This is a genomic window from Polyangium fumosum, assembly GCF_005144585.1.
GTDB classification, from domain to species: Bacteria; Myxococcota_A; Polyangia; order Polyangiales; family Polyangiaceae; genus Polyangium; species Polyangium fumosum.
This window is the reverse complement of sequence record NZ_SSMQ01000083.1, coordinates 20,136-39,095: the sequence shown is the minus strand read 5'-3', so window position 1 is coordinate 39,095 and position 18,960 is coordinate 20,136. Positions and strand designations below refer to the sequence as shown.

General features: G+C 66.6%; 12 protein-coding genes and 1 tRNA gene. 10 read left to right on the top strand and 3 right to left on the bottom strand.

Features of this window, described 5'->3' with window-relative positions; translation table 11 throughout:
- Nucleotides 1-202: 202 nt before the first annotated feature.
- Entirely contained in the window at nucleotides 203-2,740 is a 2,538-nt protein-coding gene (gene gyrB / locus E8A74_RS44740; protein WP_136935286.1) for a DNA topoisomerase (ATP-hydrolyzing) subunit B, read from the top strand.
- Nucleotides 2,741-2,811: 71 nt separating this feature from the next.
- Here gyrB and E8A74_RS44735 read toward each other — a convergent pair whose 3' ends face one another.
- Together E8A74_RS44735 and E8A74_RS44730 are read right to left on the bottom strand one after the other, a co-directional pair.
- Nucleotides 2,812-3,360, bottom strand: coding sequence for a hypothetical protein (locus tag E8A74_RS44735; protein ID WP_136935285.1), 549 nt, complete (start codon nucleotides 3,358-3,360; stop codon nucleotides 2,812-2,814).
- Nucleotides 3,361-3,449: 89 nt separating this feature from the next.
- Nucleotides 3,450-5,837: an FG-GAP repeat domain-containing protein gene (locus E8A74_RS44730; RefSeq protein ID WP_170229861.1), complete on the bottom strand. Its 2,388-nt coding sequence runs from the start codon at nucleotides 5,835-5,837 to the stop codon at nucleotides 3,450-3,452.
- Nucleotides 5,838-5,974: 137 nt separating this feature from the next.
- Here E8A74_RS44730 and clpB point away from each other — a divergent pair, with 137 nt between their 5' ends.
- The 9 genes from clpB (at nucleotide 5,975) to E8A74_RS44685 (ending at nucleotide 17,421) form a co-directional block, all read left to right on the top strand.
- Complete coding sequence (clpB, locus tag E8A74_RS44725) at nucleotides 5,975-8,584, top strand: ATP-dependent chaperone ClpB (RefSeq protein WP_136935283.1); 2,610 nt, start codon at nucleotides 5,975-5,977, stop codon at nucleotides 8,582-8,584.
- A 47-nt stretch (nucleotides 8,585-8,631) separates the two neighbouring features.
- Nucleotides 8,632-9,930 (top strand): serine--tRNA ligase, encoded by a 1,299-nt coding sequence (gene serS, locus E8A74_RS44720; protein ID WP_136935282.1) that lies wholly within the window; start codon nucleotides 8,632-8,634, stop codon nucleotides 9,928-9,930.
- 247 nt (nucleotides 9,931-10,177) lie between these two features.
- Entirely contained in the window at nucleotides 10,178-11,158 is a 981-nt protein-coding gene (locus tag E8A74_RS44715; protein ID WP_136935281.1) for an AAA family ATPase, read from the top strand.
- Between the two features lie 24 nt (nucleotides 11,159-11,182).
- Nucleotides 11,183-13,639: a S8 family peptidase gene (locus E8A74_RS44710; protein WP_136935280.1), complete on the top strand. Its 2,457-nt coding sequence runs from the start codon at nucleotides 11,183-11,185 to the stop codon at nucleotides 13,637-13,639.
- A 360-nt stretch (nucleotides 13,640-13,999) separates the two neighbouring features.
- The gene (locus tag E8A74_RS44705) at nucleotides 14,000-14,875 is read left to right on the top strand and encodes a DUF4339 domain-containing protein (protein WP_136935279.1); all 876 of its coding nucleotides are present in this window, start codon (nucleotides 14,000-14,002) and stop codon (nucleotides 14,873-14,875) included.
- Between the two features lie 194 nt (nucleotides 14,876-15,069).
- Nucleotides 15,070-15,143 (top strand) — tRNA-Gln (locus E8A74_RS44700).
- A gap of 128 nt (nucleotides 15,144-15,271) precedes the next feature.
- The gene (locus E8A74_RS44695; protein ID WP_136935278.1) at nucleotides 15,272-15,898 is read left to right on the top strand and encodes a sigma-70 family RNA polymerase sigma factor; all 627 of its coding nucleotides are present in this window, start codon (nucleotides 15,272-15,274) and stop codon (nucleotides 15,896-15,898) included.
- Entirely contained in the window at nucleotides 15,895-16,359 is a 465-nt protein-coding gene (locus E8A74_RS54360) for a hypothetical protein (RefSeq protein WP_211365606.1), read from the top strand. The genes E8A74_RS44695 and E8A74_RS54360 overlap by 4 nt, the downstream gene beginning before the upstream one ends.
- A 39-nt stretch (nucleotides 16,360-16,398) precedes the next feature.
- Nucleotides 16,399-17,421: a M35 family metallo-endopeptidase gene (locus E8A74_RS44685; protein ID WP_136935277.1), complete on the top strand. Its 1,023-nt coding sequence runs from the start codon at nucleotides 16,399-16,401 to the stop codon at nucleotides 17,419-17,421.
- Here E8A74_RS44685 and E8A74_RS44680 read toward each other — a convergent pair.
- The gene (locus tag E8A74_RS44680; RefSeq protein WP_136935276.1) at nucleotides 17,379-18,947 is read right to left on the bottom strand and encodes a sensor histidine kinase; all 1,569 of its coding nucleotides are present in this window, start codon (nucleotides 18,945-18,947) and stop codon (nucleotides 17,379-17,381) included. The two genes, E8A74_RS44685 and E8A74_RS44680, sit on opposite strands and share 43 nt — an antisense overlap.
- Nucleotides 18,948-18,960 lie beyond the last annotated feature (13 nt).

Below are 18,960 nucleotides of genomic sequence, written 5' to 3'. Positions count from 1 at the left end.
GGCGTGATTTCCTCACGAAAAGGGCCCCACTTCGCTTGCCCAAGAGGCACAAAAAGGCTAGATTTCCGCGACTCCAAACGGCCCCCGCGCGCGTGACCGGAAAGCGTCCGCGCTCGGCCCGAGGAACCTCTCGACCCGCGCGAACGTGCGGGTCGGAACGAACCGATCGGCCCGACGCTCGGGAGCCGAAAGCACGAGACCGATGACGACCGAACCGACGAGCATCCAGCAAACCGAATCCAAGACGACCGCGGGCCAGGCTTACGACGCGAACAGCATCACGGCGCTCGAAGGCCTTGAAGCTGTCCGCAAGCGCCCGGGAATGTACATCGGTGACGTGCACGACGGCTCGGGGCTGCACCACCTCGTCTGGGAGGCCGTGGACAACGCGGTCGACGAGCACCTCGCGGGGCACTGCACCGAGATTCGCGTCACGGTGCACTTCGACGGGTCGATATCCGTGGAGGACAACGGCCGCGGCATTCCGGTCGGCATGCACGCGAGGGGCGTCTCCGCGGCCGAGGTCGTGATGACCGTGCTCCACGCGGGCGGCAAGTTCGACAACGCGAGTTACAAGGTCAGCGCGGGCCTGCACGGCGTGGGCGTCTCGGCGGTGAACGCCGTCTCCGAGTGGCTGAAGCTCGAAATCAAGCGCGAGGGCAAGGTCTGGTACCAGGAGTACGAGCGCGGCGTTCCGCGCAAGCCCCTGAAGGCCCTCGGCGAGACGGACCGGATGGGCACGAAGGTGTCGTTCAAACCGGACGTGCAGATCTTTTCGGTGACGGAGTTCAATTACAACATCCTCGCCAATCGCCTGCGCGAGCTCGCGTTCTTGAACGCCGGCCTGATCATCAACCTCGAAGACCAGCGCCCGAACGGCCGCAGCGAGACATTCCACTACAAGGGCGGCATCGCCGAGTTCGTCGCGCTCCTGAACCAGGCGCAGGAGGCGATTCACGACGATGTCATCGCGTTCGTCGTCGAGGGACAGGCCGAGCCGGCGGGCAACGGCGGCTCGAAGCCCGTGCCGCCCATCACGGTCGAAGTCGCGATGCAGTGGAGCGGCTCGTATACCGAGCAGATCTATTGCTACACCAACAACGTCCACAACAAGGACGGCGGCACGCACCTCGCCGGCATGCGCTCGGCGCTGACGAAGACGGTCAATCAGTACGGCAAGGCGCAAAACCTGTTCAAGGAGCTCAAGCAGGAGCTCGCGGGCGAGGACATCCGCGAGGGCCTCACCTGCGTGCTCAGCGTGAAGCACCCGGACCCTTCGTTCGACTCGCAGACGAAGTCGAAGCTCGTGTCGAGCGAGGTGAAGGGCATCGTCGAGCGCGCCGTCACCGACAAGCTCGGCCAGTATTTCGAGGAGCACCCGCAGGGCGCGAGGAAGATCATCGAGAAAGCCGTGCTCGCGGCGCGCGCGCGGGAAGCTGCGCGCAAGGCGCGTGAGGTCATCCGCAAGGGCTCGCTCGACATCACCTCGCTCTCGGGCAAGCTCGCCGATTGCCAGTCGAAGGATCCCGAGAAGAGCGAGGTTTACATCGTCGAGGGCGACAGCGCCGGCGGCAGCGCCAAGATGGGGCGCGACCGCCACTTCCAGGCGATCCTGCCGCTCCGTGGCAAGATCCTGAACGTCGAGCGCGCGCGGCTCGACCGCATGTTGAGCTCGGCCGAGGTCGGCACGATCATCACGGCGCTCGGCTGCGGCATCAGCGGCGTGCGCACGGCGCGCGGCGAGGGCGACGACAAGGATGATGACGGGATCGAGCTGAACAAGCTCAAGTACCACAAGATCATCCTGATGACCGACGCCGACGTCGACGGGTCGCACATTCGCACGCTGCTGCTCACGTTCTTCTTCCGGCAGATGCGCGAGGTCATCGAGCAAGGCCACCTCTACATTGCGCAGCCGCCGCTCTATCGCGTGCGCAAGGGCAAGAAGGACGTCTACCTCAAGGACCAGGCGGCGCTCGACGAGTACCTCGGCAGCAATGCGGTCGAAGAGCTCGCCCTGTCGTCGGAGGGCCGCGTGCCGGTGCCGTCCGCGGTGCTGCCGAGCCTCGCGAAGCGGCTCAAGCAATTCAAGATTGTCCTCGGCAACCTCGACAAACGGTGCGACGCGCGTATCGTGGCCTCGCTCATCCGCGCGACGGGCCTCGCGCAGGAGGACCTGCGCGACGAGGCGAAGGTCGCGTCGGCGCGGGAGAAGCTCCAGACGTACCTGGAGCGCCGGTATCCCGACATGATGCCGTTCAAGGTCGTCTCGACGCTCGACTCGGAGCACGGCGCGCATCGCATCACGGTGACGCCGCGGCCGGGCGCGTCGAGCCGCGTGGCCGTCATCGATTGGCAGCTCCTCGGCCTGCCCGAGTACAAGGACGCGCTCGACGTCGAGCGCATGCTCGTGGAGACCGCGGGCCCGGCGCCCTGGACCGCCGTGTCGAAGGGCGGCGCCGAGACCAAGCTCGAGACGAGCGAGGCGCTCATCGAATACCTCGAAGAGCGCGGCAAGAAGGGCATCACGCTCGGCCGCTACAAGGGCCTCGGCGAGATGAACGCGGAAGAGCTCTGGGAGACGACGATGAACCCGGACGTCCGCACGTTGCGCCAGGTGAAGATCGACGACGAGACCGAGGCCGCGCGGCTCTTCGCGATTCTGATGGGAGAGCAGGTCGACGAGCGCCGGCGCTTCATCGAGGTGAATGCGCTGAACGTGAAGAACCTCGACATCTGACGGGGGCAAACCCCCCGAGCACAAAGCCCCTCTCGGCGTTGTTCGAGGGGGGCTTCGTTTTTCGAGGGGTTTTACTTCTTCAGCATGTTGTTCGGGCCGCCCTTGGCCCGGTCCTTGGGCACGGGCCTCTGCCACGAGGTGCCGTCGACGTTCATCCAGGAGACGACCACCTCGATGGTGACATCGGCCTTCCCGGCGGCCTTGTCGAAGGGACCGACCGTGATCTCGGCGTCTTTCCCGGCTTCGAGCCCCTTCGGGTGCTTGCCGCTGATCATCTCGACGAGCTTCGCGTCCTTGTCGTACGCGAACGCCTTGTATTCGAGCATCTTGATGCCTTGCTCGCTCGTGTTCTTCAGCTTCCCGCTGAAGCCCTTGTCCGCGACGGCGCCCTGTTCGAACTTCACCGCGTCGGCGACGGCTTCGAGCGCCGCGCTGTCGAGCTTCTTCGGCTCGGCCTTGGCCGGCTCCGCCTCTTTCTTGGGCGCGGCGGTGGCGTCGGCGCTCTTGGCGCTCGCCTCGGCGGCGGGTTTGTCTTGATTGGTTTCGGTCTTGGACTGCCCGCAGCCGGCGAGCAGCAACGCACCGAGGACAACCGGAACAACGAGATGGTTCGTCTTCATTGCGCGGGACTGTAGGCCGGCATCCGCCCGCTTGTCCAGTTTGTCCGATCGCCTCGGGCGTCGCGTCGTCGTGAAAACCGGCTAACCGGTCAGTTCGGTCCGCCCTCACAAACGCCGCTGCCTTGCGCGACGTTGTTGTCGGTCCGGCATTCGTGCCATGCGTGCGGCGGCGATTGATCGTCGACGATCACGAAGATCTTCTTCGACCCGTCGAGCACGCCGGGCGGCGGCGTGGGCAGCGGCAGGCTCACGTCCTCGGCTTCGGCCGGGTACAATACCTTCGTGGTCATGACGGGGCTGCCCGGCAGCGCCACGCCGCCGTTCGCCGGGTCGTCCAGGTAAAACCCGATGTTCACGCCCGCCGGCACGCTCGCCTCGCCGATGTTGCGCACGCGCGCGATGAGCCCATATGTCGGGCTTCCGCAGACCGGGAACACCGTGGCGACGAGGTCCGGCGCGGAGAACTCGCCCGAAGGCTGCACGTTTTGCCGGAAGTTGTTGAGCTTCGGTTGCTTGTAGTTCGGCAGCTCCACCTGGGGGATCGTCCCGTCCTCCTCCACGTTCGTCACGTGATAGCCGTGCTGGTTCCACACCCGTCGCGTGCGCACCCAGTTGCCATTCTTATCGCCGAAGATCCGCACGCCCGCCGTCTTCGTGCCGTCCGCGCAGGTGAAGCTCGAATACGAATTCGACACGACCACGATGTCGGCCTGCCCGTCGCTGTCGACGTCCGCGACCAGCGGATACTCGTAGAGCGTCCCGTTCGTGTTGCACGTCTCGTAGAGCACCGCGCCGTCGGTCCCCGAATAGACGTGGATCATCTTCTCGTCGGCGTAGACGACCTCGGCCTTGCCGTCGCCCTGGAAATCGAAGACCGAGCTGCCCGTCGACGCGGACGAGCAATCCTGCGTTTGTCGGATCCAGAGCAGCGTCTCGGCGTTCGGCACGGCCGGGTCCATGAGCTTCTTGCCGTCGAAGACCGCATATCCGACGCCGCCGGCCATGGCCACGTCGGGCACGCCGTCGCCATTGAAGTCCGCCACCGTGGGCGGGCCGCCGCCTTGCGTGAAGCCCGTGCTGTTCGCGGGGCAGAGCGCGGGGTTGAGCGTGCCGTTGATGTCGACGCCCGTGCGCACGATCTTGAAGCCGCCGGGCTCGTTCGGGTCGACGCGCCAGATCCGCAGCTCGTGGTTGAAATTGTAGATGGCGATGACCTCGGGAATGCCGTCCTTGTCGAGGTCGCCGACGGCGGGGAAGCTCGCGACGAGGCCGGTGTCGACGAGCAGCGTGCCGTCGCTCTTGTAAATGCGCCTCGCGCCGACGATGTCGAGCTTGCCGTCGGCGTCCATGTCGGAGACCACGACGTTCGAGGTATTCGCCGGGTTGAACGTGGCGACCGTGGCGCCGGTCTTCCCGTCGAGGATCTGCGAGTCCACCACGACCTCGACGTCGCCGTCCTGATCGAGGTCCGCGAGCGAGGGCATGGTGCACGTCCCGGCCGCGCTGAGCCAGAGCTCGGTGCCGGTCGCCGAATAGGCGCGCGCGCGGCCGTCGATCGTGCAGATCACGATCTCGTTGCCCGGCACGCCGTCGATGTTGCCCGCGGCGATCGAGCGGCCCGGGTGGTTCGGGCTCGTCGCGCCCGCGTTCGCGGTCCACTTCTCGACGACCTGGCCATCGACGATCGAAATGGCGTGGAGCGTGCCATTTTCGTTGTACTTGTTCGTCTGGAACGTGGAGAAGACGATCTCCGGGATGTCGCGCTCGTCGACGACGCCGTCGCACGTGTCGTCGTCGAGCTGGATCACCACGGGCGCCATCATCACGCTGTCCTGCGTGTTTGGCGCGGCCGGGTTTCCCCAGGTATACTTGAGCACGGGCTCGAACTGGCCGACGGGCGGCTTGTACTCGCATTTCGCGAGGCACGTGATCGGGTCGTTCGGGCCGGGCTCCATGCCGGGCGCGCATTCCGGAGGCTGCGGCAAGCATTTGCCCGTGGCCGGCGTCACGCCGCCCTGGCACGAGCCGCCGCCGCCGCCGCCGGGCATGCCCGGCTCGCCGAGCGCATATTCGCAGTAGGAGTTCTGCGGGCATTCGGTGGCGTCGATGCACGTCGCGCCCGGCGTCACGCATTGCTGGAACGAACACACCTCCGCGTCGCCGCAACACGACGTCCCGCAGGCCTTGTCCTGCGTGCAGCACACGTCGCCGACCGTACAGACGCCGCCGTCGCCGCAGGCCTCGCCCGGCGTGCATCCGTTCGTGCCGCTGTCGCCGAAGAGGTCGCCACCCTCGCCGCCGCCGCCCGTGGCGCCGCCGGCCTGGCCGCCCTGGCCGCCGCTGCCGGTCGAGGACGCGCCTGCCGACGCGCCGCTGCCCGTGGTTCCGTCACCACCGCTGCACGAAGCGAGGGCGACCGCGAGGGATGGCACGGCGAGTGCCGTGAAAGCGAGGAAAGAGAGCCGATGTTTTCGCATAAGGGCGCATCTTCGCCGAGGGCGCCCGTCCATGTCGATCGCGAAGAACCCGAAAAGGACCCCCGAGCGTGTGGCCTCTTCGTCGACTTGGCAAGGGCCTTGCTTACCTGGGATCCGGCCTTAGTTTCGGTCGTGCCATGCGGATCGATAGAATGACGACCAAGGCCCAGGAAGCGGTTCGCACCGCCGTCGACCTCGCGAGCCGTCGCGGGAACCCGGAGCTCTATCCGGAGCACCTTTTGCGAGCGATCCTCGCTCAGGAGGATGGGATCGGGGCGCCGCTCCTGGAAAAGGCCGGCGTCGACGCGGGGCGCGTTTTGCAGGCCCTCGACGCCAAGATCGATAGCTACCCCCGCGTCAGCGGCGGCGCCGAGCCGAGCTTGTCGCGACGCGCGCTCGGCCTGCTCCAGCGGGCCGAAGACGAGATGAAGGGCCTCAAGGACGACTTCATCTCCACCGAGCACCTCCTGCTCGCCGCGCTGAAGGGCGACAAGGACACGTCGCAGCTCCTCGAGCGCGCGGGCCTGAACCACGACAAACTGCTCGCGGCCCTCACGCAGGTCCGCGGCAATCAGCGCGTCACCGATCGCGACCCGGAGGGCAAGTTCCAGGCGCTCGACAAGTACACGCGGGACCTCACGGACCTCGCGCGGCGCGGGAAGATGGACCCGGTGATCGGCCGCGACGAGGAGATTCGCCGCACCATCCAGGTGCTCTCGCGCCGGTCGAAGAACAACCCCGTGCTCATCGGCGAGCCGGGCGTCGGCAAGACGGCGATCGTCGAGGGCATCGCGCAGCGCATCGTGGCCGGCGACGTGCCCGAGTCGCTGAAAGACAAGCGGCTCGCGGCGCTCGACCTCGCGGCGATGGTCGCGGGCTCGAAGTTCCGCGGCGAGTTCGAGGACCGGCTCAAGGCCGTCTTGAAGGAGATCGAGGGCGCGCAGGGGGGAATCATCCTGTTCATCGACGAGCTGCACACGCTCGTCGGCGCCGGCGCGGCCGAGGGCGCGATGGATGCGGCGAACATGCTGAAGCCCGCGCTCGCGCGCGGGGAGCTGCGCTGCATCGGCGCGACGACGCTCGACGAGTATCGAAAGCGAATCGAGAAGGACGCGGCGCTCGAGCGCAGGTTCCAGCCCGTCCTCGTGGGTGAGCCGAGCGTCGAGGATACGATCGCGATCCTGCGCGGGCTCAAGGAGCGGTACGAGATTCACCACGGCATCCGCATCCAGGACGCGGCGCTCGTGGCCGCGGCCATGCTCTCGAACCGCTACATCACCGAGCGATTCCTGCCGGACAAGGCGATCGACCTCGTCGACGAGGCCGCGAGCCGCATCCGCATGGAAATCGAGAGCCTGCCGACGCCCATCGACAACGTCGAGCGGCAGCTCGTCAAGCTCGGCATGGAGGAGCAAGCGCTCCAGCGCGAGCCGGACAAGGCGAGCAAGGCGCGGCTCGAGGACCTCAAGCGCGAGATCGCCGAGCTCCAGTCCAAACGCGACACGATGCGGGCGCAATGGATGCGCGAGAAGGAGCTGCTCACCGAGATCAAGAAGACGAAGGAGACGATCGAGCAGCTTCGCCTCGACGAGGAGCGCGAGAAGCGCCGCGGCGACCTCGGCAAGGCGGCCGAGATCCATTACGGCAAGATCCCCGAGGTCGAGAAGAAGCTCGAAGGGCTGCGCGAATCGCTCTCCAAGCTCCAGGAGAAGGGCAGTTACCTCAAGGAGGAGGTCACCGACGAGGACATCGCGGCCATCGTGTCGAAATGGACCGGCATTCCGGTCTCGAAGATGCTCGAGAGCGAGATGCAGAAGCTCCTCCGCCTCGAAGACGAGCTGCGCAGGCGCGTCGTCGGGCAGGACCACGCGCTCGTGTCGGTGGCGAACGCCATCCGCCGCTCGCGCGCGGGGCTCGGCGAGGAGAAGCGGCCCATCGGCTCGTTCATGTTCCTCGGGCCGACGGGCGTCGGCAAAACGGAGCTCGCGCGGGCGCTCGCCGAGTTCCTCTTCGACGACGAGAAGGCGATGGTGCGCATCGACATGAGCGAGTACGGCGAGCGGCACACGGTCGCGCGGCTCATCGGCGCGCCGCCCGGATACGTCGGCTACGAGGAAGGCGGTCAGCTCACGGAGCCCGTGCGGCGCAGGCCGTACACGGTGGTGCTCTTCGACGAGATCGAGAAGGCGCATCCGGACGTGTGGAACGTGCTCTTGCAGGTGCTCGACGACGGCCGATTGACCGACGGTCAGGGGCATACGGTCGACTTCAAGAACACGATCCTCATCCTGACCTCGAACATCGGCACGCCCGCGGCGATGGCCATCGAGGAGCGCGAGGGGCTCGACCCGCGGGACAAGGCCGAGCTCGTGCGGCGCGTGGTGCTCGAAGAGGTGCGCAAGCACTTCCGGCCGGAGTTCTTGAACCGGCTCGACGACATCATCGTGTTCCGCAGGCTCGAGCACGGCGAGATGGAGAAGATCGTCGACATCCAGCTCGCGCAGTTCGAGAAGCGCCTCGCGCGGCGCGGGATCACGATGACGGTGGCGCCCGCGGCGAAGGCCTTCCTCATCGAGCACGGCTGGGATCCGCAGTACGGCGCGCGGCCGCTGAAGCGGGCCATCCAGCGCTACATCGAGGACGAGCTGGCCAAGCGGCTGCTCGGCGGCGAGTTCAAGCCGGGCGATACCATCGCGATTGGACGGTCGGGCGAAGGCCTGACCTTCTCGAAAGTGACGTACAACTAGCGAGCGAGTAGCTGACAGCGGCGGAGGTCTCGGCTAAACCCGGCCCCATGCTGGACCTCCGCCACGTCGTCGATCACATGGACGACGTCCGCGCCGCCTTGGCGCGGCGCTCGCCCGCGGCTGCGGCCGCCCTCGCCCCCATCGCCGAGCTCGGCCAGAAACGGCGCGAGCTCATCGCGCTCTCCGAGTCCAAGGCTGCCGCGCGCAACCAGGCCAACGAGCAGATGGCCAAGGCGGACAAGAAGTCCGCCGAGTTCGCCGAGCAACGCGAGGCCCTGAAGCGCCTGTCCGTGGAGATCAAGGACGCGGAGCAGGCGCTGAAGGACGTCGAGGCGAAGATCCAGGAGCAGCTTGCCCTCGTCCCGAACCTGCCCGACGCGTCGGTCCCCGACGGCAAGGACGAGAACGACAACGTCGTCGTCCGGACCTGGGGCGACAAGCCGTCGTACACGTTCACGCCCAAGTCGCACTGGGACATCGGCGAGGGCCTCGGCGTCCTCGACTTCGCGCGCGGCGCCAAGCTCTCGGGCTCGCGCTTCACCGTGCTCTGGGGCGCGGCGGCGCGGCTCGAACGCGCGCTCATCAACTTCATGCTCGACCTGCACACGCGCGAGCAGGGGTATACCGAGGTTCTCCCGCCCTTCCTGGTGAAGGACTCGGCGCTCTTCGGCACGGGGCAGCTCCCCAAGTTCGCCGACGACCTCTTCAAGACGCACAAGAGCGACCCCGAGCGCGCGTACGACCTGTATCTGATCCCGACGGCGGAGGTGCCCGTGACGAACCTCCACGCCGACGAGATCCTCGAAGCGGACAAGCTGCCGCTCGCCTACACCGCGTACACGCCCTGTTTCCGCGCCGAGGCGGGCAGCCACGGCAAGGACGTGCGTGGGCTCATCCGGCAGCATCAGTTCGACAAGGTCGAGCTCGTTCGATTCTCGACGCCCGAGACCTCGCCGGAGAACCACGAGACGCTCACGCAGCACGCCGAGGAGGTCCTCAAGCGGCTGAAGCTCCATTACCGCGTGTCGCTGCTCTGCGCGGGCGACATGGGCGGCTCTTCGCAGAAGACGTACGACCTCGAAGTGTGGCTTCCTGGGCAGGGCCTCTATCGCGAGATTTCGAGCTGCTCGAACTTCGGCGACTACCAGGCGCGGCGCGCGGCGATCCGCTACCGGCCCGAGCCCAAGGCGAAGCCGCGGCTCCTGCACACGCAGAACGGCTCTGCGCTCGCGGTCGGCCGGACGGTGATCGCGATCCTGGAGCAGTATCAGCAGGCCGACGGCAGCGTGGTCGTGCCCGAGGTGCTGCGGCCGTTCATGGGGTGCGAGGTCATCAAGGGGGTCTGAGCATCGAGCTCGTTCGAGGAGGCGCGGCGCGCGACGGGTTGCACATACGTCGCGCGCGGCTGAATCGTTGGTAGGCAAAGGAAGAGGCGCGGGGCGGGGTGGCGATCGCGGCAAGGGCGAGCATCACGCGACGCGCGGATGCGGACTTGTTCCGGGAGAGGCAGTACACTGCGGAAGACCGGTGGTTCCTGTTCCGCTGTCTTGCCCCATGCTCATCCGTGTAGACTAAAGAAGGCGAACAGGAACCATGGCGACCGCGGAGCAGCTCAAGGCCCTGCTGAAGAGCTACAGCGAGGGCGACGAAGATCGCTTCTATGCGGTGGCGATGCAGGTCGCTGCGCACGCTGCTCGGCAGGGACATGGCAAGCTCGCTCAGGAGCTGCGCGAGCTAATCGACGCCGCGAAGGCGAAAGGTCCGTCCCCACGAGGCGCGCGGGCGCCCGTACCGGTCGTGCAGCCACGCGGCGAGCTCGCAGGGCTGCTTGGAGTCAGCTACCCGAAGACGCGTTTGTCGGACATGGTGCTCGAGCCGAGTCTCCGCACGCGGCTCGACCGCATCCTTCTCGAGCAGCGACAATGCGAGAAGCTGCTCGCGCACGGGCTCTCGCCGCGGCGAAAGATCCTCCTCGTCGGGCCGCCTGGAACAGGGAAAACCCTCACGGCCCGCGCGCTCGCGGGGGAGCTTTCGCAGCCGCTTTTCGCCATCCTGCTCGACGGTGTCATCACGAAGTACATGGGCGAGACAGCGGCGAAGCTGCGCCTCGTCTTCGACGCTCTCCAGCGCACGCGCGGCGTTTACCTCTTCGATGAGTTCGACGCGCTCGGGAGCCATCGGACCTCGCCGAACGACGTCGGCGAGATACGTCGCGTGCTCAACTCGTTCCTCCAGTTCCTCGAGCAAGACGAGTCCGAGAGCCTCATCATCGCCGCGACGAACCACCCCGAGCTTCTCGATCGGGCGCTCTTTCGACGCTTCGACGATGTGCTCGAGTACAGCCTCCCGGACGATGCCCTTGCAGAGCGGATGCTTCGCTCGCGGCTCGCGCTGTTTGATACCAAACTCGTGGACTGGAAGCAGGTGGTGAACGCCGCGCGCGGCTCAAGCTACGCGGAGATCGTCAGGACGTGCGAGGATGCGGCCAAGGATGCGGTCCTTAGCGATCGCTCTGAGGTCACAACGCAAGCTGTGTTGGACGCTCTTGCAGCGCGGCACGCGAGTCGGCTGTGAAGCGAAGGGGAGGGATCGAGGAGGATGGCCCAGCCGCGAAAGAAGCTGCGACATCTGCTCGTGCCGAACACATCTGTGGCTGAGCCCTATGCCTCGCCCGTGATGGGCGGAGGCAAACCACGTCTCCCGCCTGTTGAACGAGCCCGACACGGTGAGCAGTTGCTCGAGCAACTCGAGCGCGCACGTCAGGAGCTTCAGTCACGTGACGCCGATCGTGATGTTGTCGCGTTCGAGGCGCGCCGGGGTCTCTATCTCGAGTTTGCCAGTGCCCCTGGGTTTGAGCTCGCCCTCGATCGGCTCGACCTCCCGAGCGCCGGCATCGAGCTCGTAGCAAAACGCGACGTCGGTCCCGTCACGTATGCGACAGTCTATGTGCCGGAAGGCCAAGTTGCGCAATTCACGAAGAGGGTCGAGGAATACACGTCCGAGGATAGCAAGAGCGGAAAGCCCAAACATCAGCCATTGGTCGAGAGTATCCACGAGATCCGACTCGCCGTACTCGAGGGCTTCTGGACCGACGACCCCGCGCTCTTTCCACCGACAAAGAAAGCGATCTGGTGGGAAGTCTGGCTCCGTGATGATCGCAGCGGCACCCTGGAGCGATTCAATGGGTTCGCCGGCATGTCGAACATTCGAGTCGGAGAGCGACACCTGCGCTTTCCAGAACGGATCGTCGTGCTCGCGTGGGGAACCCGGGAACAGATGGCAGGTTCGGTCGAGATCCTCGACGTCATTGCTGAACTGAGGCTCGCCAAAGAGGTCCCTGCATCATTCGCTGAAATGCCTGCACCCGAGCAGGCAGCCTGGGTGAAGGATCTCTCGCGCCGAATCACGCCTCCCCCGCCGGATGGCCCTGCTGTCTGCATCTTGGATACGGGCGTAAATCGTGCGCACCCTCTTCTTGTCCTCGCGCTGGCAGAAGGGAACCTTCATGCGTACAACCCCGAGTGGGGGCTTTCAGATCACCACGGACACGGCACGGAGATGGCTGGAATCGCACTCTATGGAGATCTCGCCCAGATCCTGCCATCGTCCACTCCAGTCAGTCTGACGCATCAGCTCGAGTCCGTGAAAATCCTTCCGCCTCAAGGGCGAAACGATCCGGATCTCTATGGGGTCGTTACGGCTGAGAGCGTCGCCCGCGTGGAGGTCGCTGCTCCCACCCGGAACCGGGCGTTCTCGATGGCGGTTGCGACGACCGAGTTCCGTGATCGCGGGCAGCCATCGTCCTGGTCGGCGGAGATTGATCGACTCAGCTCAGGAGCCGACGACGAACCACGCCGGCTTTTTCTGATCTGTGCCGGCAACCGGACAGGGAACAACATCGGCCCTTCGTTCCGCAGTGGCAACGAGACTGAAGGGATCCACGACCCCGGACAATCGTGGAATGCCATCACCGTGGGTGCGTACACCGAGCGCTTTCAGATCGATGACCCCTCGCTCGCGGGATGGACACCCGTTGCTGCTCCCGGGGATCTATCCCCGAGCAGCACGACCTCGTGCATCTGGAAAGGACAGTGGCCACGAAAGCCGGACATCGTGATGGAAGGGGGCAACATGGCGTTGAGCCCCAATCGGAAAGAAGCTTATCAGGTCGATTCGCTCGCGTTACTTACGACGCACTCCAGGCCACAGGAGAAGCTACTCGCCACCACGGATGGCACGAGCGCCGCCACCGCCGGTGCTGCACGCCTCGCGGCAGCAATCTGGGCGGAGTATCCGTCGTTCTGGCCCGAGACGATCCGGGCGCTGCTTGTCCACTCGGCGCAGTGGACAGAAGCGATGAAGAAAGAGCTGCGCGAAGCCAAAAAGAAAAAGGGCCATGAGTTTGAGCACCTCCTTCGATGTTATGGCTTCGGAGTTCCTAATCGTGAGCGTGCGCTCTGGAGCGCGAAAAACGCGGCCACGCTTGTGATTCAGGATCGGCTCCAGCCGTTTGATCGCGATTCAACCAAGGAAATGCACCTCCACACGCTGCCCTGGCCAAAGGAGGCCCTCGCAGACCTTGGCGAAGAAAAAGTTCAGCTCTGTATAACCCTGTCTTATTTCATTGAACCGAACCCAGCGCGCCGTGGCTGGGTGCGTCGCCATCGATATGCTTCGCACGGGCTCCGCTTCGCTGTCAGCAAACCGACCGAATCCAAGGATGAATTCCGCAAGCGTGTGAACAAAGCGGCACGCGCAGAAGAGGACGGGAAGATCAGCACGAGTGATCGCGGCTGGTTTCTTGGGACGGACTTGCGTAACAAAGGGTCGCTTCACCAAGATTACTGGATCGGTACGGCCGCGGATCTTGCAAGTCGCGACATTCTGGCGGTGTATCCGGTCACCGGATGGTGGCGAGAACGCCCTCATCTGGAGCGCTGGTCGCAGGCAGCACGGTATGCACTCGTGGTGAGTATTCGCACCCGCGCGCAAACCGTAGATATCTATGAGCCTATCGCGAACCAGGTAGAGGTCAAAACGGGTATTCCGGTCTGACACCGGCAGCGTGGGAAACGTTCTGCTGCAAAGGCCCCGCGGCGTTCGTTCGGGTGCGCGGTTCGGCCCCCCGGGCCCCGTCCCACGTGCTTCGTGGTCACCCTCACCGTGTACCCGCCCCACATGAGGATGGAAAGGTTCGCTCCGGAGCCCCCCGCAAAACTTGGCCGACCTCCCGCGAACCCTGTACGAGCGCCCTAGTCACGCCGTGCGTCTGCTTGTCGCCCCAACCCGCGGGGCCTGCGGATGCCTGCGTTTGTCGGGAAGGGGCGTCTCATGCAGGCGTCGTGTGCGTCGTCGTCCATCAAAAGCAGGAGCCCGGAAGACACCATCCCGTCCGTCTTCCAGCCGCGCTCGTCCATGCTCCCGCCCCCCGCGGCGAATGAGGTCGAGACGCAGCCGGCCCCGTTTGCGCGCGAAAGCCACCCGACGATCCCCTACGAGCGCGCGAATCCCAAGTCCTGGTTCGCCAACCACAAGAAGCGCCGCAGGCTCGCGCGGCTCGACCTCGACGAGGAGAGCACCGAGAACGGCCGGCCCATGCCCGAGTGGTGCGTGGAGCACGGCGCCGGCCTCCGGGCCATGACCACGTTCGAGCTCTGGATGGCCCTCGCCAGGGGCGAGATCGAGGCCGACACCTCGGTCTGGCGCGACGGAATGGAGGGCTGGACCCGCATCGAGCAGATCCCCGAGCTCGCGTATGCGCTCGCCGATTCGGTCTCGTTCGACCCGCTCCTCGTGACGCCCGCGCCTCTGCCGGACGTCGCGCTCACGCCCGCGCGTGGCGACGCGAAGACGCCTTTGACCTTCAGCGGGGCCGTCGCGCAGACGGGGGATCCGCCGCATGTACGGTCTTTGGAGGGGGACGAGACCCGCTCGGAGCCCATTTCGCTCCCTGTCCGGGCATGGCCCTTCGGTCGCAAAGGTGGGTCCCGACGGTCTCTGGCAGGGCAAGGAGGGTTCTCCTTCCTGCTCGGGTGTGTCGTGGCGGTGACGGCCGTGGGTATCGCGCTCGTGCATCGAGGGATCGCGCCCGTGGTCCTGTCCGGGCAAGCGCCGGGTACGGACCCTCCCGCGCTCGTGGCCGGAGCCTCCGAGCTCGTGTCGAAGGTGGGGCAGAGGACGGCCGCGACCGTGCGGCAGACGGAGGCGACCCCCGTGGCGCCCCCTCCACCCTCGGCGCGCCACCATACCGACCCTGGTCAGAAACGGTCACGACGGGGCGCGCGACGGTAGCGACCCTCGCTCGGGACCCTCGCGACCCTCCTTGGAGAGGGTAACGACCCTCCCCGGAGGGGGGAACGACCCTCCCTGGAGACGGGAGCAACCCTCCCGGAGACCGTAGCGACCACCTTCGCGGCGCGTGCGAAGCGCAAAGAGTCGCGCTATCGTCCCGCCCCTCTGACGCTCCGGGCACGCCCGGGGCTCACTCCGGCGTCGTCTAAGGGCAGGACGGGGGACTTTGAATCCCCTAATCATGGTTCGAATCCATGCGCCGGAACCAGGTCCGCGGGGGGCACGCAGGCGGGCCGCCGGGCCCGTCCGGACCGCGAAGACGACGGGCACGCGAGACAGACTCTAGCGCTGCGCGTGCGAGGGCGTTTACGGTAGCTGCCGAGGGAGCAGCCGGGCGTGACGAGCGACGACGAGACCGAGGAGGCCAGGTTCGTCGCGCGTCTCGTGGCGCGGGACGAGGCGGCCTTCAACGAACTCGTCGTCGCGTACGAGCGGCGCGTGTTCGCGCTCGTGTTCCGGATGATCGGGCGACGCGAGGAGGCCGAGGACCTCGCGCAAGAGGTCTTCGTCCAGGTCTTCAAGGCGATCGATCAGTTCCGCGGAGAGTCGAAGCTCTCCACGTGGATCTTCCGGATCGCCGTGAACCTCTGCAAGAACAAGGCGAAGTACCTCTCGCGGCGCAAGGTGGGCGAGCAAGAGGACGTCCACGAGATCGCCGATCGCGTGGACGGCGACGCGGGCAAGGGCGTCACGGTGAGCGGGGCGATCAACCGCCCGGACGAGATTCTGGAGGGGATGCAGCTCGAGCGCATCGTGAAGCGCGCGATCGAGCAAGTCGACGCGGACTTCCGTGAGGTGTTGATCCTGCGCGACGTGGAGGACATGTCCTACGACGAGATCGCGGAGGTGACGGGCTTGCCGGAAGGCACGGTGAAGAGCCGCATTTTCCGCGCCCGCGCGCAGCTTCGCGCCCTGGTCGAAAAGGCGCTCGGCGACAAGCTGAGGAGCGAGAAGAAGGCATGAGCGGCGACGCGAAGCGAAAGCCAGAGGCGGACGCGCCGGCCGACGATCGGGATGAGGATCAGCTCGGCGCGGAGGGCGACGTCAGCGACGAGGAGGCCGAGCGCCTCGCGGCCGAAGCAGAGCGCTGGCTCGAAGCCGAAGAGAAGGCCGAGGCGAAGGACGAGACGCGCGGCGCGAAGAAGCACGACGAGGACGAGGACGAAGCGCCGCTCGACGAGGTCGAGGTGCGCGAGCTCTTGCGACGCGCGCTGCGTCCGCCGCCGGGCTCGGTGGCGCCGAGCCTGCTCGGAGGCGTGCAGAAGAAGCTGCGCACGCGTTCGCGAGGAAAATTCTACGGCGATGGATGGAGCACGTCGCGCTCGCCGCGCTCGACGTACCTCGTGACGAGCATCCTGATGCTCGTGCTCGTCGCGTTCGTATTTTTGGTGCTCGTTCCGTGGGGCAGCGGCGCGTTGCCTTGAGGATCAGGTAATCTGACAAGCCTCATAGGAGGGCTTGTCATGTCCAAAGACGACGATGTCCGCATCAACGAGACCATGAAGCAGATCATGGTGCTCTTTCCTGCGGAGGGGCGTGGGCTGAAGGACGCGATCCAGAACGCGCTGATGACGCAGTTCGCAGCCGGACCCGCGCGCGCGAGCCTCAGCAAGGCGTTGTCGATCGGAGGGCTTCACATCGGCGGCGCGCAGCGCCGGCACGTCGAGCGGATCTACCTGCTCGCGGAGCGCGTCGTCGGGAAGAAGACGGACGTGCAGATGGCGACGTGCAAGCAGATCGCCGACTCGCTGACGGAAGCGCAGCTCCGAGGCCTCGTCGTCGGATTGGCCCAGGCCGTCGCCGCGACGCCGCCCGCAGGCACGGTGCAGATCGCCGAGTCGTTCAACTACGGCCCCGCGGACGCAGCGCGGCGCGCGGAAGCAGCCGTCACGAAGGCCAAGCGGATCCTCGGCGACATGTACCAGGGCATCAACGCGGCGAAGGCCGACGCCAAGGAGCGAGCGCGCTTCGAGAAGTGGTTTGGCCCGATGGAAGCGACGCGCTACGACGCGGTACGAAGGAACGTCGAGATGATGTTCCGCGATGTCACGACGCGCCCTCTCAAGCTGTATTACCGAGGCGCGGGCGTCAGCAACAAGCTGGATGATCAGCCGGGCTCCTCCTACCACAACATCCACGTCAAGCTGCGCGAGGACCCGAACAACTACGGCTGTTTCATCCCCGGTTGGCCGAACGGCGGGGCCGAGCGCGACCGCACGCACATCCTCCTCGGTGGAGCGTTCTTCACGAGTTGCCAGGACGTCTCCCACCCGACCGACGTGACGAAGATGAGCGGGGCCGGCGTGATCGTCCACGAGCTGTCGCACGCGGTGTGCGCCACGAACGACGAGAAAAACGCGAGCGGCCAGGTCCTCTACGGCCCGCGCAAGTGCCTCGCGGTCGCGGTCGAGGCCCCGGCGAAGGCCGTGACGAACGCCGATTCCTACCGGTTGTTCTCCGACGAGTACGACAGCGCTTCGGTCTGATCCGGCGTCGATACGCCCGCGGCGGGTAGGTGAATCAGAAACCGCGTGCCGCCGGCCTCGCGGCCGAGGCAGCGGATCGTGCCGCCGTGCGCCTCCACGATGTCACGCGTGACCGCGAGGCCGAGGCCCGTGCCGCGTTGCTTCGTGGTGAAGAAGGGATCGAAGATCGACGCGCGTAGCTCCTCGGGTACGCCCGAGCCCGTGTCGTCGACCGCGAGGTCGATGCCGCCGTCCTCGGTCTTGTGGATCGAGACGACGAGCTCGCCGCCTTTCGCCATGGCCTCGCGCGCGTTGCGCACGAGGTTCAGGAGCGCCTGACGGAACTGCGATTCGTCGAGGCGCGCGTCGGGCAGATCGTCGTCGGCGTCGACGCGGCTCGCCACGCCGCCGCGGTCGAGCTCGGGCCGCACGAAGGCGACGAGCTCGCGCGCGAGGTCCTCGACACGCTCGCGTTCGAGCCGCGGGCGAGGCCTGCGCGAGATGCTGAGGTACTGCTCGGCGATACGCGAGAGACGCTCGACCTCGGCCTTGATGGCGACGACGAGCTGCGAGGCCTCCTTGTTGTCCGACGAGGCGACCTCCTCTTCGAGCAGCTCGAGGTTCAGCCCGATCGACGAGAGCGGGTTGCGAATCTCGTGCGTGACGTGCGCGGCCATCTTGCCGATGGCGGCGAGGCGCTCGGCGTTCACGAGCTCGCTGCGGGCGCGCTGGATGGCGGCGACCATGCCCTCGAACGTCGTCGCGAGTTCGCCGATCTCGTCGTTCGTGGCCATGACCTCGCGCGGCGTGAGGTCACCGCGCGCGACGGCCTTCGCGCGCTCGGTGACGGCCGTGAGCGGCGCGAGGACGCGGCGCGCGTAGAGCGAGATGACCACGCCGACGAGGAGCGTGAGCACGAAGAGGCCGACGAGGAGCTGGATCGAGCGGGCCTCGCGCCGCTTTGCCTCGGCCGTGAGGCTCTCCATCCGCTCCTCGACGCGCAGCTTGATGGCGCGGAGGCGCTGCGCGCCCTCGGCCTCGCGCTTGAGCAGCTCGTCCCGCGCCCGCTCCGCGGCCTCGCGGTCGCTCACCGCGAGCGCCTGGAAGAGCTGCCCGAAGCGCTCGGGGTCCGCGCCGAGGAGCTTTTCGATGGCCGCGGCCTCGCGGACGATCTCCTCCTGGAACTTCGCGACGGAGGGGTCTTCGTCGACGAGCCCTTTCTCCGCGGCCTCGCGCACGTGCGCGAACGTGAGCGGGCGCGTGCGGCGCGCGGTCTCGATCCACTCGCGCACGTCGCCGGGGTTTTTCGCCGCGGTGATGTGGTTGAGCTGCGCGTTGAAGACGTTCTGCGCGGCGAGCGCCTCGCCCACGCGGAGCAGGAGCGGCGCGTAGCCGCTGCGCAAGAGCTCCGCGCCTTGGGACGTGTCGCGGAGCGCGCGGAAGCTCCAGGTCACGGTGAGCGCGAAGGCGGCGAGCACGAGGACATAGCTCGCGAGGAGCCTGCTCGAGACGGTCCGCCTGCGGCGAGGAACCTTCGGGGTCGTCATGCGCGCGCGGGCG

Coding starts and splice junctions, on each gene's coding strand:
- clpB (WP_136935283.1), top strand. CDS start 5,975: ATGCGGATCGATAGAATGACGACCAAGGCCCAGGAAGCGGTTCGCACC.
- E8A74_RS44735 (WP_136935285.1), bottom strand. CDS start 3,360: ATGAAGACGAACCATCTCGTTGTTCCGGTTGTCCTCGGTGCGTTGCTG.
- E8A74_RS44680 (WP_136935276.1), bottom strand. CDS start 18,947: ATGACGACCCCGAAGGTTCCTCGCCGCAGGCGGACCGTCTCGAGCAGG.
- E8A74_RS54360 (WP_211365606.1), top strand. CDS start 15,895: ATGAGCGGCGACGCGAAGCGAAAGCCAGAGGCGGACGCGCCGGCCGAC.
- E8A74_RS44710 (WP_136935280.1), top strand. CDS start 11,183: ATGGCCCAGCCGCGAAAGAAGCTGCGACATCTGCTCGTGCCGAACACA.
- E8A74_RS44715 (WP_136935281.1), top strand. CDS start 10,178: ATGGCGACCGCGGAGCAGCTCAAGGCCCTGCTGAAGAGCTACAGCGAG.
- E8A74_RS44705 (WP_136935279.1), top strand. CDS start 14,000: ATGCTCCCGCCCCCCGCGGCGAATGAGGTCGAGACGCAGCCGGCCCCG.
- E8A74_RS44730 (WP_170229861.1), bottom strand. CDS start 5,837: ATGCGAAAACATCGGCTCTCTTTCCTCGCTTTCACGGCACTCGCCGTG.
- gyrB (WP_136935286.1), top strand. CDS start 203: ATGACGACCGAACCGACGAGCATCCAGCAAACCGAATCCAAGACGACC.
- E8A74_RS44685 (WP_136935277.1), top strand. CDS start 16,399: ATGTCCAAAGACGACGATGTCCGCATCAACGAGACCATGAAGCAGATC.
- serS (WP_136935282.1), top strand. CDS start 8,632: ATGCTGGACCTCCGCCACGTCGTCGATCACATGGACGACGTCCGCGCC.